Source organism: Rhodococcus sp. HNM0569, assembly GCF_012726205.1.
In the GTDB taxonomy this organism is placed as follows: domain Bacteria; phylum Actinomycetota; class Actinomycetes; order Mycobacteriales; family Mycobacteriaceae; genus Rhodococcus_F.
The window spans coordinates 246,496-262,320 of record NZ_JAASAE010000001.1; the positions used below are offsets into that span (position 1 = coordinate 246,496).

The window sequence follows — 15,825 nt, forward strand, 5'->3', positions numbered from 1 at the left end:
AGCGAACAGCGCGGACGCGCCGCGACCTGCCCGGGTACTCCGACATGGGCGTATTCCGCAATGCCCGCGTGAGAAGGACGACATACGGTTCCGGGAACACGGCGTGAACGCGAAACGTCTGACAGAGTGGAACTACCGCGCACACCGCCGCGGCGGACCAAGGCCCCAAAGGCGAACGGCCATCCGAGGCCAGGAGCCAGTACGGAGGAGTCATGCCCGAGACACTGACCAATCCCCCATTGACCGCGGCCGATCGTTGCGATCGCTGTGGAGCCGGCGCGCGTGTTCGCGCCCTGCTTCCCGGCGGCGGAGAACTTCTCTTCTGCGGACACCACGCCAACGAGCATGAGGAACGCCTGCGCGAGGTCAAGGCAACCATCGTGGCGGACGAGCGCGCGGCAGTCTGACAGCTCCCGTGCCGCGCGGCGCGACGCCGGCGCCGTCACGGACGAAGGCCCACGAGTACGTACTCGTGGGCCTTCGTCGTGTCCGACGGCTGGTGCCCGATCACCAGCTCCGCAGCTTCGAGATGCGCGCTTCGATCTGTTCGACACTCGCGATCGCGGTGGGCGGTCCACCGCACACACGACGCAGTTCGCCGTGGATGACACCGTGCGGTTTGCCGGTGCGGTGGTGGTGCATCGCGACCAGCGAGTTGAGTTCCTTGCGCAGCTTGCCGAGCTGTTCGGCCGACGCGACGCGCTCGGACACCGCGGGCGGCGGGGTGGGCGGTGCGGCCGCGGCCGCGGGCTTGTCGATCTGCTCCTGCTGACGCTTGCGCAGCAGGGCGCGCATCTGTTCGGCGTCGAGCAGACCGGGCAACCCGAGGTAGTCGGCCTCGTCGTCGCTCCCCGAGAACGTGGCCGTTCCGAACGAGGAGCCGTCGTAGATGACCTGGTCGAGTTCTGCGTCGGCGCCGAGCGACGTGTACGCCTTCTCGTCCTCGCCCGGCTCGTCCTTCTGCTGGTTCGCGTCGCTGACGAGATCGTCGTCCCAGCCCTCCTTCTGCCGGTGCGGCTTACCCAGCACGTGATCGCGCTGCGCCTCGAGCTGGCTCGCGAGATCGAGCAGCACCGGCACCGACGGCAGGAACACGGACGCGGTCTCGCCCTTGCGCCGCGAACGGACGAACCGGCCGATCGCCTGTGCGAAGTACAGCGGCGTCGACGCGCTGGTGGCGTAGACGCCGACCGCGAGGCGAGGCACGTCGACGCCCTCGGACACCATGCGCACCGCGACCATCCACTTGTGGTCGCTCGCCGCGTACTGCGCGATGCGCGACGAGGCGGTGGGATCGTCCGACAGGACGAGCGTGGGTTCCTCTCCCGTCATGGTCGCGAGCATCTGCGCGTACGCGCGCGCGACGGTCTGATCGGACGCGATGACCAGGCCACCTGCGTCGGGCATGCCACCCGCGCGCAACTGTGCGAGCCTGACGTCCGCCGCGTGCAGCACGGACGGGATCCACTCGCCCGCAGGATCGAGGGCGGTGCGCCATGCGCGCGCCGTCTGCTCGGCGCTGAGCGGCTCGCCGAGCCGCGCACTGAACTCCTCCCCCGCGTTGTTGCGCCACCGCGCCTCGCCCGAATACGCGAGGAACACGACGGGCCGCACGACGCCGTCGGCGAGGGCGTCGGAGTAGCCGTACGAGTGGTCGGACTTCGACCGCATGTGGCCTTCGCCGTCCGGCTCGTAGGTGACGAACGGAATGGGGCTGTCGTCGCTGCGGAACGGGGTGCCGGTGAGCGCCAGACGACGCGTGGCGTCGCCGAACGCCTCACGGATGCCCTCGCCCCAACTGCGGGCGTCGCCGCCGTGGTGGATCTCGTCGAGAATGACGAGGGTGCGTCGTGCTTCGGTGCGCACGCGGTGCCGGAAGGGGTGCGATGCGACCTGCGCGTAGGTGACGACGACGCCGTGGTAGTCGCTCGACGTCTGGCCGGTCGAGTTCGTGAAATGCGAGTCGAGCGCGAGGCCCGTGCGAGCCGCGGACTCGGACCACTGGTGTTTCAGGTGCTCGGTGGGTGCGACGACCGTGATCTGGTCGACGGTGCGGTCGCGCAGCAACTCCGACGCGACCCGCAGCGCGAACGTCGTCTTACCCGCGCCGGGCGTCGCGACCGCGAGGAAGTCGCGCGGCTTGGTGGCGAGGTACTTGGTGAGCGCGCGGCGCTGCCACGCGCGCAACTGGCCGCCTGTCGCGCGCAGTTCGCCCGTCCGAGCGTCCTCCCCGACACCGGTCGGGTCGAGCTCGGTGGCAGTGTCGACCGGATCGGCGCTCACGACCGGCCCTCCTCGGCGGTATCGAGCCGAACTGGGGTGCCGAACGGTGCGTGAGCGGCGCCGGTGGTGCGTGCGGGGGATGTGGCTCGTGCAGTGAACATCGCCGTGCAGCCTATCGCTCGGAGCCGACCGGATCCGAAACGCGACACAGTCGTGTTCGCAACACTCACCCCGCATGGGCGCCACCGAGCAGACCCACGGCGACACGTCGGGGGTCGCAGGCGCCATTCGGCCGCGTGTCCTGGGATGCTGGAGGCCGACATGACCGAATCCGCAGCACGCCACGCCGGGCGAGACGAACGGAACGGTGACGCGCCGGCTCGCCGTCACCCGATCCGCCGCACCGTGCGATTCGTCGTGCGCACCGCGGAGAAGTCGTGGGACGACTCGATCTTCGGTCGTTCCGCGACGGCCGCGTTCTGGCAGACGCTGTCGCTGCCGCCGTTGCTGCTGGGCCTACTCGGAATGCTCGGGTGGTTCGGCCCGCAGACGGTCGACCTGATCGAAGAGAAGATCATCAGCTTCAGCCGGACGGTGTTCAGCGAGAACGTCGTCGAAAGCATCATCGGGCCCACCGTCGCGGACATGCTCGCGCGGGGCCGCGCCGAGGTCGTGTCACTGAGTTTTCTGCTGTCGCTGTGGGCCGGTTCGTCGGCGATCTCTACATTCGTCGACTCGATCGTCGCGGCACACGGCCAGGCGGACGAACGGCACCCGGTGTGGCAGCGGGTGTTCGCACTGCTGCTCTACGTCGTGTTCCTGGTGCTCGCGGTGTTCACCTTGCCGCTCGTGGCGCTCGGGCCCACGCTGATCGGGCGGATGCTGCCCGACTCGTGGCACGACCTGGGCAGCCGACTGGTCGACACGCTGTACTACCCCGCGGTGTTCCTGCTGCTGATCGTGGGGCTCACGACGCTCTACAAGGTGGCGCTGCCGCGCTCGCTGCCGTGGCATCGGCTCCTCGGCGGTGCGCTGCTCGCCGGCGCCTTCTTCGTCGCCGCGAGCACGGTGCTGCGCACCTATCTGACCTGGCTCACCGGCACCGGCTACACGTACGGCGCGCTCGCCGCCCCCATCGCGTTCCTCCTGTTCACATTCTTCCTCGGCTTCGCGGTCGTCCTCGGCGCGGAGTTCAACGCGACGGTCCAGGAGTTCTGGCCCGCGCGGGCGACGCGCATCGAGCAGGTGCGGGACTGGCTCGCGGCGCAGACGTCGGCCAATCCGACCGGACCGATGACAGCGATCACGAAACGATTCGCGACGACACCGATGCGAATCGGACCGCTGCGCACCACCTCGACGGAACCCGATGCGGACGGACCGGACCGGATGGACCTCGACGCGCGGCCGCCGGACGCCGCGCCGTCACACGACGACGCGTCGCCGGAAGGACGCTAGTCCTTGCGCATCTGCTCGTAGATCTTCTTGCAGTCGGGGCACACGGGCGAGCCCGGCTTGGCCGACTTGGTGACCGGGAAAACCTCACCGCACAGCGCCACCACGTGCGTGCCCATCACAGCGGACTCGGCGATCTTGTTCTTCTTGACGTAGTGGAAGACCTTCGGCGCGTCGTCGTCGGTGGTCTCGTCGGTCGAGACGTCGGGGCGTTCCTTGATCTGGGTGCTCATAGGTCAATAATGCCGCACCGTCGCCTTCCGGCGCGTGTGCACCGAATCAGAACGATAGGCATCGGAGTTTTGCCCGCGGTTTCCTACTCGCTGGTCGCGTCGCGCGTACGGTGCACCGATGATCCCCGACACAGATGGGCTGGTCCGCCGGCTCGTACTCGCGGGCGATGTGTCGTTCCGGAAGTGCGAGCCACTGCGGATTCGTCCTGGAGTTGCACGCATGATGGCGGACGATCTCGTCCACGGTTGTGTATGCCCGCTCTGGGCGAGGCGGCCCCCGGGCGCTGTCGCGTACTCGATGCCGTTCTACTCCGAGGCTGCCGCACGCGACGCGAACGCATTGGATGGTGTTCCTGCCACCGTGCAGCGGCACTGTGGTGGGCCTTGGAAACGCAACCGTCGCCACAGGCGATCGAGCGGGAGATGAGGGCCAGGGTCGCGCCCACGATCGCACTCGTGCTGGCGTAATTCATACCCGCCTGTTCGCGACACGCGTCCACGACGGCGTCATGCACCTAATCGGCACGGACCAGCAGGATTACTGCTTGCGGGAAGGACTGGGCGCACCGGATCGCCATACCTGCGCGCCTTCCTCACCGCTCCCGTCGACCCGCACGCTCAGACTGCTGCGCCTCGCAGTCCACGCCACACCGCACAACACAAACCCTTTCCAGCTCATCGTTATCGCACGCACCGCGCATTGCCCGCCCACCCCGGAAGCTACCGCGCGCATTCGTTATGTCGAGCAGGCGGGCAGGCCCGGTGCCGTCGATCACCGGAGTCAGGTCCACGATCACCGTCACGAAATCGGGCTCGCCCTGGCCATGGCTGTGCTTCCACTTGTGCTCGTCGACCCCGAGGTAGCGGACACCGTCGAGATGTCCGGGGCGGTCGAACACCAGCTCGCGGGTCAGCGCACCCGCCAACGCGTTGACGGTGTTCCAGCCCAACCCCAACGCTCGAACGACCGCGGCGACCGACATCTTGTCGACCGCCAACCGCTGCAGGATCCAGCGGGCGCACCGACGCGTAGTTGTCGCCTTCGGAGCGGCGACTCTGTCGATCCGCTGCCGGAAGATCATCACCTCGCATCCATCGTCCGAGCACGTGAAGCACGGTGGCGGACCCGCAACCGGGTGGGGTGCCCGATTACCGGCAGATCGGTCAGGACGCGGTCGCGCAGCCGTCCCGGCTGTCCGCACACCGGGCACGTCGGATCGTGCTCGACGGGCCGGCACTCGATGTGGGTGAGGTCGTCGGTGATGGCGGCACCGGTGATGGTGACCCCGAGTTCGACGGATCGGCAGATGGTGTCGGCGACAAGGCACGTAGGCTCAGACATGGTCCGGTGGGTGGTCGACAAGGCGTGTAGGAACCCTCATCGTCACACCCCAGGACCCGCCTACATCTTGTGCCTCACCCCGTCAGCCGCGAACCGGTGTCATGCACTCCCGATCGGGAAGAGCCCGAAATCTCTGCAAGCAGTGCGTCTCGCCTAGCCATGTACTCGGCCTCACCGATGAGGCTCAGTCCCGGAACGAACCCATTCCCCACTTGTCGGTCCGGCCACTCGACGCAGAAACCAGATCCTTGGCTCGCCGGTTCGTGCTCGAGTCCTACCCATTCGACTATCACATGTGCCGGGTTCGGGTAGATGATCCGTCCTGGATGGCCCGCACTGAGTACTTGTGGCCTTGTCTCGGGATCGAAGATGTCGCGCCCCTCGTCGAGCCCCGTGTAGATCACTGCTTGCCCGCGCTCGACCTTCGATTCCGGAAGCGGCGGCAGGTCCCGCAACTCTCGAGTCATACGTACACAATCGCACCATTCGATCGACGCTTGGCTCGGACTGTCCGACAATCGGTCGTATTCGGACGCCACCGAACGAGCGCGGCAGCCGCGGTGTGACCTTCAGAGATAGATGACGGTGATTCATCAGGGGTGAGTGGCGGCCTTGCCGCAGTGGGGTCACGTGGCGCCGATGACGAGGGTGCTGCGGGCGGCTTCAACGACGTCGGCGGTGATCGTGGTCAGTTCGTCGATCGTCATGATGCGGCGGATCTGGGTGAAGTGACGCTGGAGGGGCCGGAAGTCTCCGGAGGTTATGGGGGGCGATGGCGGCGATGGCTTGGGTGTCGGCGAAGTCGTCGTCGCTGAGGTCGAGGCCGAGGGTGCGCCAGTGGCGGGTCAGGACGAAGGTCAGCTCGTCGTTGGTTAGGGGACGGCAATGGTGGGCGAGCCCGACACGGCTGTAGAGCTGGCCATGGCGGGAGAAGCATTATTCGATGCCGGGCATGCCGATGAGGATCAGCCGGTGCTCGCCGCGGTCTTATTCGTCGCGGAGCATCTCGAGGGCACTGGTGGTCAGGCGTTCGGATGCGTCGATGATGCGGAGCTGGATACGGTCGCAGCGGGCCGCGGGGTCGGTCTGCTCGCCGATGCAGACGCTGGCACGGGTGGCGATCCGGGCGAGGTCTTCACGGATGCGTCGGACGGTGGTCCGGTGTATGGGGTGTAGACGATGGTGCGGGTGCGTGCGAGGGCGGCGTTGATTGGGCGTTCAGCGTCCTTGTCTCGTGGTCCCAATCCTCGAGGAGTGGTTCGGCTTTGTCCCAGCGGGCGTAGCGGCGGGCGGAGAGGGTTTTGCTGACTCCGGCTGGGCCGTAGCAGATTCCGATGGTGGCCTCGCGGCGGACGGTGTCGGCGAACTCGGCGAACCGGCGGTGTTCTTTGGTGGTGATGAAGTTGCCCGGGCGTGTGGCCATCTGGTCAGTCCTCCATGTAGGTGCGCAGTCGGCGGCGGGGGTCTTCGGTCGGCGGCTGAATGACCGCGATCGATCTCGAATTGCCCGCCCTCGACGGTGATTGCGGACCAGATTTCAGCGTGCGACATCACGAGGCCCATGTCTCCCGGAGGTGCTCAGTACCTGGACATGCAGTCGCGCAGCAGGTCAGGTGAGAGTTCGGCGATCGTGCAGGTGATGCTGCGCCAGCCGGGCCCGCCTCCGAACTGGTCCTGAGACGAGTCGACCAGCACCTCGACCTCATTCGTGCCGGCCGCGGTACGCAGGTAGTACACGATGGGGTCGCCCTCGGTCGTATACGAAGTGAGCGCGAACTCGCCGCCACCGTGTTCTCTGCCTTCCGGCAGGCAGTCCGTCACCGTCGGGGTGAATGGCTCCTGCGGCTCGGTTCCGGGCGCGGCGCCGCGGCGCCGCAACTCGGCAGTGCGGAGCGCCAGATGATTTCGGCCGACGTCGGCGTGGACGGACGCTCTTGGCTGAAGTAGACAAGCGCGGCGACGGTGGCGAAAAGGATGACGAAGGGGACACACCGCATCGCTACCTGTGTCCTCCCCGCCCTCGTGACGACAGATTAGATGCAGCATTGACTTCGAGGCGTCGGCACCCGCCACTCACGCCTGACGAATCACCCCCATCTATCCCTGATAGGTCACACCGGTGTCCCGGTCGAGACAATGCGAAAATGATTGGGAAACAAGAAGCTTTCCCTCACCCTGTCTACGCGAGCAAGTCCGACCGCCTCGCCGACGACGAAATGCGCGCCTGGCGACGACACCGCGCCGAGCCTCCTCCGGTCATTGAGCCGCCACCCCGACAGTCGCATCGCAGGCCGGTCGCACCGGTCGACGTGCCCGCCGGCGTGGGCTGCGGTTGCGACATCTGGGGCGACGTGGGCCGGGGTGCGCAGGGTATCGCGAAGGTCGGCTTCGAGAAGCCCGGACGGCAACCGTTCCACCAGCCAACAGCGTCACTGCGGAGCGCACGACGCGCACGACGAAAGCCGCTGCTGCAGTGTTGGCGCCTTGCAGGGAGCGGACACATGTCGACCAGACGCACTCTTCGGCAGGTGCGGCAGGATGCGGGAATCCTCACCCGTAATGATGGGAATCAGGCTGATAACCGCAGGGAAGAGGACGTTATCCACTCATAACCTTCGGTCCATGGATCTCATACTTGGCGCTTCGCAAAGCAGTACTGTCGAACTCGACGGCCTTGCTGGCTTGGCGGTCGACCTGATGGAGCTCCTCGGAGCTCCGGGAGCGGGCCTTGCAGTGGCTGCGGAGAATCTGTTTCCGCCGATACCGAGCGAGGTGATTCTGCCGCTTGCCGGGTTCGCCGCCTCCCGCGGCGAGATCTCCCTCGGCGCAGCCCTCTTGTGGACCACTCTCGGCTCCATCATCGGTGCATTGCTGCTGTACTTCATAGGGCGTGCAGTCGGGCGCCGGCGCATGTACGCGCTGGTTGCGAAGATGCCGCTGGTGACTACGACGGACCTCGAACGCAGCGAAGAGTGGTTCTCCCGCCACGGCGCCAAGGCGGTGTTCCTCGGCCGTATGGTCCCGCTCGTTCGCAGCCTGGTGTCAGTTCCTGCCGGGGTCGAGGCTATGCCTCCTGGGCGCTTTCTCCTCCTGACGGCTGCCGGGAGTGCTCTGTGGAACTCGGCATTCGTGCTCGCCGGGTATGGCCTCGGCGAGAACTGGGGCGCCGTGGAACCGTACGCGGACGTGCTACAGAAGCTGGTGATCGTTGTCGGCGCGGTGGCCGTCACGCTGTTCGTAGTCCGTCGTGTCCGCTCCCTTCGAGCCCGTAGGGTCGGATCGTGACAATGTTCCAACATCCTCGACGCACGCTCGCGGAGGCCTGTCGTTGCATAGCCGGGAGCGTGCTCGGCACGGCGAGCGCCGTGTCGGGCGCCGCGACGTTAGCCGTTGGAAAGCTGGAATCAGCCCGCCGAGCAGCGGAGAGAGATCGTCGGCGTCTGGTTCGCTGGTACGACGCTGAGTCTGTGCGCGATCTTCCTGATCGCGATCCTTCGGGGTATCTGCTCGGCCGCCTCGCGTACGGCCCTATGGCCGGATTCGTCATTGTGCTGGTGCTCGTCGCCAGTGCGGGGTACGCGGGCTGGGGCCTGGTCCTGTTGTCGACCGGACGCATTCCACCAGCTGACGGCATCGTGTCGCTCGCGATTTCCGCAATCGCGATCTACCTGGCGGTGCGCTTGGCAGCGATTCTCGGGCAATGGGATGTTCGACTAGCACTACGCACCCTCGGTAACGATGCAGCCCAGAACCGCCTGAGCGAACTCCGGCGAACCCGCGCGGACGTCATCGCGGCGATTGACGACGAACGGCGGCGAATCGAACGCGCCCTCCATGACGATGTACAACAACGGGCTGTGGCGCTCGCACTCTCCATCGGCCGCGCGCGCCGCAAGGCTGAGCGCGCTCACGGTGACTTGGTGGCCGACCTCGACCACGCAGTCGCGCAGTCGCAGGCACTTCTCGCTGAGCTGCGAGACGTGGCTTGGCGAATCTATCCCGCCGTCCTCGACGAACACGGACTCGCGGCAGCCTTGGAAGGGTTGTCAGCACACACGTTTCTGCCTGTGGACTTAGATGTGCGGATCCTGTCGGAGCCTCCCCACGACGTTGCGGCAGCCATGTATTACGTTGCTGCCGAGGCTGTTACGAACGCGACCAAACACTCCGGCGCCAATCGAGTTGCCGTGGCTGTTGCATCGGACGAGAGAACCGTTACGCTCACCACGGTCGACAACGGGTCCGGAGGCGCCGACCCGTCCGGAACGGGGCTAACCGGTCTGCAGCGACGCGTCGCCGCTCTCGATGGCATGTTCTCGGTCCACAGCCCACCAGGGGGGCCGACCGTCCTGGAAGCGAGGATTCCGTGCGCATCGTGATCGCTGAGGACTCAGCGCTACTCCGCGCAGGGTTGTCCCGGCTGCTCACCGAGGAAGGCCACCAGGTCGTGGCCTCTGTGGGAAACGCGGTCGAACTACATCACGCGGTATCGCGGGAGGTTCCGGACCTCGTCGTGCTGGACGTGCGGATGCCGCCAACGTTCTCGACGGAGGGCATCGATGCTGCCCACCGGCTGAAGAAAGAACATCCCGACCTGGCCGTGCTCGTTCTGTCCCAGTACGTTGAGCATCGCAACGCGACTGCCCTGCTCACGAGCGGAATGGGCGGTATCGGATACCTCCTCAAGGATCGCGTTTCGGACGTCGCGGCGTTCCTCACTGACATCGAGCGTGTCGCTGCCGGCGGCACTGCCTTCGATCCCGAGGTCGTCCGGCAGCTCTTCACCAAAGCACGGCGATCCGATCCGCTCACCGAACTCACCGATCGTGAGCGTGAAGTGCTCGAAACGCTCGCTCAAGGGTTGACGAACGCCGGTATCGCCGACCGCCTCCACATGTCTGTCAGCGGTGTGGAGAAACACGTCAACTCGATCTTCGCGAAACTCAACCTCCCCCGCGACTCCGATCGAAGCAGACGAGTGCGCGCGGTCCTGTTGTACCTCGAGAGCACCAACGCCTTCATCAGTTCTGACCCGGACTGACGGAGCAGCAGCGCAATCGACTCGGGGTCTGCGGGCTTAGGTTGTCTCAGGACCGTCAATGATTGATCTGCCATGTGGCGGGGCCTGATCGTGGCAGGCCCCGGCCGAAGGGCGCCGCCGCGCCGGCATGCCAGCTTCGATGCGCGTCGGAATCTTGGAGGCCAAGCTTCCCCCATGGCGTATGAAGACCGGCTCGGGCAGCGTCCATCTCGGCGTGACGGAGCAGGCAGCCTGCCTGGGGCGTGAACTGCGCGCAACGCACACTGTTCGCTCGAACACGGGAACGAGATACTGCGGCGAGCAGCACCGCAGCACCCTCGGTCGGACGACATCAGGCCCTGGCCCACACATGGGGGTCGTACCGGGATCCCCTGAGGGGATCCGCAGTTTCGATGATGCGGAAGCCCGCCGCCGAGACGGTGGCCACCTTCAGCGTTGGCTACGCTCCGACTTCATAGCGTTGTTCGCGTGACCCTACTGATGAAATGCGCCCGACGGCTGGCGGTCGTCGCGTCGCTGGCGATCCTGACAGTCGGCGTCCTCGGCGCAACGGCTTTGGCCTTCGCCAGGGACCAGACGATCTCTGTGCTCGTAGCCGCCCCGTCTGGCACCTCATCGACCATCGTCACCGTGGAGGACAAAGTGTGGACCGCAGGCGTCCGTGATCCTGCGAGCACGGAACCTGTCAGCGGGACCGAGCACTTCCGTATCGGAAGTATCACCAAGACGTTCGTCGCCACTGTATTACTACAACTGGTCGACGAGGGCAAGATCACACTCGACAATCCGGTCGAAAACTACCTGCCGGGGGCAGTTCGAGGCGGCGAAGAGATCACTGTCCGGCAGGTCCTCCAACACACGAGCGGACTTCCGGACTATATGAAAGCCGCGGGCTGGTCCACCAATCGTTGGCGCGGCGAGGGCCGATACCGCGACTACTCACCCGACGACCTACTGCATCAGGCGTTCACTCGTCCCCCGGACTTTCTGCCAGGCGAGTCATTTCGCTACTCCAACACCAACTATATTGTTGCCGGCCTCCTCATCGAGGCAATCACTGGCCAAGCGTATGGGACCGAGATCAAACAACGCATTCTACAACCACTCGACTTGGCCGGCACCTCCATCCCCGGCTCTGACCCGCAACTCCCCGAACCATCGATTCGCGCCGTGCTGGAACTCGACGACGGCAGCCGGGTTGATGTGACCGAGCAGAACGAAACCCTCGATTGGGCCGCGGGTGAGATGATCTCAACCAGCACCGATCTGACAACCTTTCTTGACGCACTTCTAGGTGGCAGACTTCTCACCGCCCCGACGCTCGCTGAGATGCGCACGACCGTCCCAATGGGGATGGGCTTTCATTACGGCCTCGGACTCGAACGATTCGATCTCCCGTGCGGCGGACAGTTGTGGGGACATGGCGGTCAGCTACTCGGTTACGTCACCTACGCCTATCACCGCGATGACGGCCACACCCTCACGCTGCTCCGGGCCTCCGGAAACGATGACAGCTTTCTGGGATTCGCTGCGATCGCCACCGCCGCATACTGCTTCGCAAGCCCGTGATCGCGCCGATCATAAAACCCCAACGCGGCGCTGCCTCTGTGCAACGAACAGCCACCGGAGTTCAGCCTGTGGCTACTACGGCGCCAACCACCGCCAGTCCCATGGGAAAGCACATGGATTCGCTGGCCGGACTTCTGGCTACCCTCAGATCGTCAGCACTTCCGACTCGCACGGAGAACTGCTGGCAAGACCTTCGAACGGGCGCGTCGAAGTTGCCTGCGGGGGGTGGACTCGGCCGGACGGGAACAGCCTTGACTTGCCTGACCGTTCTCGATGGTCTCGACGCCGAGAAGCCAGTCGGCTATGTGCGCGAACATTACTCTCCGCGGGCCATCGAAACCCCATGGCAACGGTACCTCGTCACCCACTTTGCCTGAGTCCCGCACCGGCGCCGGGAGCACCGAAGTCGGCGGCCGACGGCGCCCGGGCGCGCAACGGTGTGTCTCCAGGGCTCCGGAGCGGAGCGGCCAGAGCTGGAGGAACGAGCCTGCACCGGCGTCCAACCGCGTGCCCCGAATGATCTCATCCAGCCCTCGTCATCGGCGCCACCTGGTAGTCCATCTCGCCGGCCGCCACTTACGACTGAAGAATCACCGCCAGGTATCCCTGAAGGTCACAGCCGCAGCGAGCATCCTGGTCGTCGTGTCCGAAACTCGTCTCACAACTCCACGTTGCGAAACTGGCCGTGTCGGTGAGTTCTGCGACACTGCGGCGTTGTGAGCTCCCGACTACCTGCGTGTCGACGGCAGACCGAGAAGCCAGGAACTGTTCACACACCCGCCCGTGCATCTGCGGTCCGAGAGTGCAAGAGTGGATGCATGGCACGTAGCGGCGGATTCCACGAGGCCGGATCGCCCGAGAACCCCTATCTGATCACCGAGGCTGCCCAGTCGTTCGACGAGCAGCACCGGGCGCGCGTGCGCAAGTACGCGATCATGATGTCGGTGCGTTTCCCCGCGCTCATCCTCGCGGCTGTCGCGTACGGCATCTGGGCGAACCCGTGGATCTCGATGGCGATCATCGCGGTGTCGATTCCGCTGCCGTGGATGGCGGTCCTCGTCGCGAACGATCGGCCGCCGCGGTCGAAGGACGAGCCCGGCCGGTACGACCATCACCACGACCATCGCGCCATCGAGGGCCCGTCAGGGCACACGCTCGACGGCTGAGCACGGCGGTGTGCGCCTCGGCACACCTGCGAGAATGGCGGCGTGACCCGCAACGACGCCGCCGGCCCGCACTCCCTCACCGATCCGCTGACGCTTCTCGCCGCCCTGGGCGACGACCTGCGCACGGCCTTCGAACGCGTCGGCTACGACACCGACTCACTGCTCGAGGCGCTCGGCGACGAGGTGCACGCGGCATTGGGTCGCAGCGAGCCGATCCCGGTGCGCCTCGCGGCACGCGAACTCGGTGATCTCGGGACCTTGATCCGTTTGTTCCTGCTGACCGACGACTGCGACGAGGGCGCCGTTGCGGATGCGCTCGCACCCCTCGACGTCGACGCCGCAGCGGCGGCCGGACTCGTCGAACGCGTCCCAGGCACGTCGTCGGTGCGTGCGGCTCTCGACGTACGGCCGGTCGACCTCGGCGCGGGCAACCGATGGATCTTCTCCGATCTCGACGGGGCGCTGCGGCCCGGCTCGGACTCCGCGCACGCGACCGACCGCGACCACGTGCTCGGCGTGGGCCACGCGTCGCTGTCGCTGCTGCAGGCGACACCCACGACACCGGTCGGCACGCTGCTCGACCTCGGCACAGGGTCGGGCGTGCAGTTGCTGCACGGCGCGACGTTCGCCGAGCACGTCACCGGAACGGACGTCAACGCACGCGCGCTGGGGCTCGCGCGCGCCACCGCGGCCCTGAACCGGACGGGTGACGAGGCGGAACTCGAACTGCTCGAAGGCTCGTGGTTCGAGCCGGTCGCGGGTCGCACGTTCGACCGGATCGTCGCGAACCCGCCGTTCGTCGTGGGCGACCCGCGGGTGCGTCAGACCTACCGCGACTCGGGCCTCGATCTCGACGGCGCGAGCGCACTCGTCGTCGCGGGTGCCGCCGAGCATCTCGCGCCGGGCGGCACCGCGGCGATGCTCGCGTCGTGGGTGCACCGGGACGGTGAGGACTGGCGCGCGCGGGTCGCGTCGTGGCTTCCGTCACATGGCATCGACGCGTGGGTCGTGCAACGTGACGTCGCCGACCCGTCGCTGTACGTCGGGACGTGGCTGCGCGACGGCGGCCTCGACCCCCGCAGCGCCGCGGCGGCCGAGCGCGGCGAGAGTTGGCTCACACATCTGCGGTCGTCGGGAGTCACCGGTGTCGGCTTCGGATTCGTGTATCTGCGCCGCACCGACGAGCCGACCGACGTGCTCGCGGAGGACATGACGCAGGGCTTCTCCGATCCGCTCGGCGGCGAGGCGATCGCATATTTCGACCGCCTGACCTGGCTTCGCGAGCACGACGTCCTCGGCGCGCGCTATACGCTCGAGCCGTCGACGGCGCTCGAACGTGTGTCGGTTCCCGGCCCGGACGGCTGGAACGAGCAGGTGGTGCGGGTGCACCGCGGCAACGGCCCGCACTGGCAGCACGAGATCGACGACCTCGGGGCCGCTTTTCTCGCGGGAATGCGCCCGGACGGTCTGGTGTTGGAGGAACTGATCGCGCTGCTCGCGGTCGGATACGGCGCGGACGACGAAAGCGCGGATCTGACGCAGTCGGCGGTCGAACTGGTTCAGGCACTCGTCCGGCACGGCATCGTGTTGCCGGCGTAGACAGCCCGGTTCCCGGCTCGGGTCCACCCGGACCCTTCTCAGCAACTTCTCAGGACGATGCGTGGATACCTGCTGGTCAACAGCTTTTCACGCGCGATCCGCCGGGAACTTTCGCGGGCCGTCGGTGCGTTGATCCGTATGAGACACCACCGATCAGGAGGCAAGTCATGACAAGCCCCAGCACCACTCTTCGCCCCAGCGCTGCCGACCTCGACGCGCAGAGCCCCGCCGCCGACCTCGTCCGTGTGTACCTGAACGGGATCGGCCGCACCGCCCTGCTGTCCGCCGAGGACGAGGTGGAGCTGTCGAAGCGCATCGAGGCTGGGCTGTACGCGAAGCACGTACTCGCGACGGGCAAGAGGCTGTCGGCGACCAAGAAGCGCGATCTCGCCACGATCGTCCGCGACGGCGAGGTCGCCCGTCAGCACCTGCTCGAAGCGAACCTCCGCCTCGTGGTGTCGCTCGCGAAGCGCTACACGGGCCGCGGCATGCCGCTGCTCGACCTGATCCAGGAGGGCAACCTGGGCTTGATCCGCGCGATGGAGAAGTTCGACTACGCGAAGGGCTTCAAGTTCTCGACGTACGCGACGTGGTGGATCCGTCAGGCGATCACGCGCGGTATGGCCGACCAGAGCCGCACGATCCGGCTCCCCGTCCACCTCGTCGAGCAGGTCAACAAGCTCGCCCGCATCAAGCGGGAGCTGCACCAGCAGCTCGGGCGTGAAGCGACCGACGACGAGTTGGCCGCCGAGTCGGGCATTCCGGCAACGAAGATCGCCGATCTGCTCGACCACAGCCGCGACCCGGTGAGCCTCGACATGCCCGTCGGCAGCGACGAGGAGGCACCTCTCGGCGACTTCATCGAGGACTCCGAGGCGACGTCGGCCGAGAGCGCCGTCATCGCCGGGCTCCTGCACACCGACGTCCGCAGCGTCCTCGCGACGCTCGACGAGCGCGAACAGCAGGTCATCCGGCTGCGCTACGGCCTCGACGACGGCCAGCCACGCACGCTCGACCAGATCGGCAAGCTCTTCGGCCTCTCGCGCGAGCGTGTCCGCCAGATCGAGCGCGAAGTGATGAGCAAGCTGCGCCAGGGCGATCGCGCCGAGCGTCTGCGTTCGTACGCGAGCTGACACAACCGAAGAACCTGCATCCCGTACTGCGTTCGTCACACGCGCGGGGGATGCGCAAGAGTCG

Annotated in this window: 14 protein-coding genes; 10 read left to right on the top strand and 4 right to left on the bottom strand. The window is 66.6% G+C overall.

Annotated elements, in window-relative coordinates:
- Positions 1–212: 212 nt before the first annotated feature.
- Positions 213–407, top strand: coding sequence for a hypothetical protein (locus HCA44_RS01140; protein WP_169646691.1), 195 nt, complete (start codon positions 213–215; stop codon positions 405–407).
- A 100-nt stretch (positions 408–507) separates the two neighbouring features.
- Here the strand turns inward: HCA44_RS01140 and HCA44_RS01145 are convergent, their stop codons facing one another.
- The gene (locus tag HCA44_RS01145) at positions 508–2,208 is read right to left on the bottom strand and encodes a DEAD/DEAH box helicase (protein ID WP_169646893.1); all 1,701 of its coding nucleotides are present in this window, start codon (positions 2,206–2,208) and stop codon (positions 508–510) included.
- A 336-nt stretch (positions 2,209–2,544) separates the two neighbouring features.
- Here HCA44_RS01145 and HCA44_RS01150 point away from each other — a divergent pair, with 336 nt between their 5' ends.
- Positions 2,545–3,681: a YhjD/YihY/BrkB family envelope integrity protein gene (locus tag HCA44_RS01150; protein WP_169646692.1), complete on the top strand. Its 1,137-nt coding sequence runs from the start codon at positions 2,545–2,547 to the stop codon at positions 3,679–3,681.
- Here the strand turns inward: HCA44_RS01150 and HCA44_RS01155 are convergent.
- Entirely contained in the window at positions 3,678–3,911 is a 234-nt protein-coding gene (locus HCA44_RS01155; RefSeq protein ID WP_169646693.1) for a DUF3039 domain-containing protein, read from the bottom strand. The genes HCA44_RS01150 and HCA44_RS01155 overlap by 4 nt on opposite strands.
- Positions 3,912–4,504: 593 nt before the next feature.
- Positions 4,505–4,909 carry a hypothetical protein gene (locus HCA44_RS20730; protein WP_240945218.1) on the bottom strand — a complete coding sequence of 135 codons (405 nt, stop codon included), beginning with the start codon at positions 4,907–4,909 and terminating at the stop codon, positions 4,505–4,507.
- A 1,229-nt stretch (positions 4,910–6,138) separates the two neighbouring features.
- Between HCA44_RS20730 and HCA44_RS01170 the strand changes: the two genes are divergently transcribed.
- Positions 6,139–6,429 (top strand): hypothetical protein, encoded by a 291-nt coding sequence (locus HCA44_RS01170; RefSeq protein ID WP_169646497.1) that lies wholly within the window; start codon positions 6,139–6,141, stop codon positions 6,427–6,429.
- Between the two features lie 402 nt (positions 6,430–6,831).
- On the opposite strand, the gene HCA44_RS21220 is transcribed toward HCA44_RS01170, so the two are convergent.
- Complete coding sequence (locus HCA44_RS21220) at positions 6,832–7,074, bottom strand: DUF4362 domain-containing protein (RefSeq protein WP_169646694.1); 243 nt, start codon at positions 7,072–7,074, stop codon at positions 6,832–6,834.
- Between the two features lie 801 nt (positions 7,075–7,875).
- Between HCA44_RS21220 and HCA44_RS01180 the strand changes: the two genes are divergently transcribed.
- The 7 genes from HCA44_RS01180 (at position 7,876) to HCA44_RS01210 (ending at position 15,761) form a co-directional block, all read left to right on the top strand.
- Positions 7,876–8,538, top strand: a complete 663-nt coding sequence (locus HCA44_RS01180; protein ID WP_169646695.1) for a DedA family protein — start codon at positions 7,876–7,878, stop codon at positions 8,536–8,538.
- 182 nt (positions 8,539–8,720) lie between these two features.
- Positions 8,721–9,632: a histidine kinase gene (locus tag HCA44_RS01185; protein ID WP_346764508.1), complete on the top strand. Its 912-nt coding sequence runs from the start codon at positions 8,721–8,723 to the stop codon at positions 9,630–9,632.
- On the top strand, positions 9,620–10,294 hold the full coding sequence (locus HCA44_RS01190; protein ID WP_169646696.1) for a response regulator transcription factor: 675 nt from the start codon (positions 9,620–9,622) through the stop codon (positions 10,292–10,294). Before HCA44_RS01185 ends, HCA44_RS01190 begins: the two co-directional genes overlap by 13 nt.
- A gap of 468 nt (positions 10,295–10,762) precedes the next feature.
- A complete protein-coding gene (locus HCA44_RS01195; RefSeq protein WP_346764509.1) occupies positions 10,763–11,863 on the top strand; it encodes a serine hydrolase domain-containing protein in 1,101 nt (366 codons plus the stop codon).
- Positions 11,864–12,681: 818 nt separating this feature from the next.
- The gene (locus HCA44_RS01200) at positions 12,682–13,029 is read left to right on the top strand and encodes a DUF3099 domain-containing protein (protein ID WP_169646697.1); all 348 of its coding nucleotides are present in this window, start codon (positions 12,682–12,684) and stop codon (positions 13,027–13,029) included.
- An 87-nt stretch (positions 13,030–13,116) separates the two neighbouring features.
- A complete protein-coding gene (locus HCA44_RS01205) occupies positions 13,117–14,628 on the top strand; it encodes a class I SAM-dependent methyltransferase (protein ID WP_169646896.1) in 1,512 nt (503 codons plus the stop codon).
- Positions 14,629–14,795: 167 nt separating this feature from the next.
- The gene (locus tag HCA44_RS01210) at positions 14,796–15,761 is read left to right on the top strand and encodes a sigma-70 family RNA polymerase sigma factor (RefSeq protein WP_169646698.1); all 966 of its coding nucleotides are present in this window, start codon (positions 14,796–14,798) and stop codon (positions 15,759–15,761) included.
- Positions 15,762–15,825 lie beyond the last annotated feature (64 nt).

Bases quoted from the DNA above. Each gene is read 5' to 3' on its own strand.
- HCA44_RS01140 (WP_169646691.1), top strand. From the start codon at position 213: ATGCCCGAGACACTGACCAATCCCCCATTGACCGCGGCCGATCGTTGC.
- HCA44_RS01155 (WP_169646693.1), bottom strand. From the start codon at position 3,911: ATGAGCACCCAGATCAAGGAACGCCCCGACGTCTCGACCGACGAGACC.
- HCA44_RS01150 (WP_169646692.1), top strand. From the start codon at position 2,545: ATGACCGAATCCGCAGCACGCCACGCCGGGCGAGACGAACGGAACGGT.
- HCA44_RS01210 (WP_169646698.1), top strand. From the start codon at position 14,796: ATGACAAGCCCCAGCACCACTCTTCGCCCCAGCGCTGCCGACCTCGAC.
- HCA44_RS01180 (WP_169646695.1), top strand. From the start codon at position 7,876: ATGGATCTCATACTTGGCGCTTCGCAAAGCAGTACTGTCGAACTCGAC.
- HCA44_RS01200 (WP_169646697.1), top strand. From the start codon at position 12,682: ATGGCACGTAGCGGCGGATTCCACGAGGCCGGATCGCCCGAGAACCCC.
- HCA44_RS01170 (WP_169646497.1), top strand. From the start codon at position 6,139: ATGGTGGGCGAGCCCGACACGGCTGTAGAGCTGGCCATGGCGGGAGAA.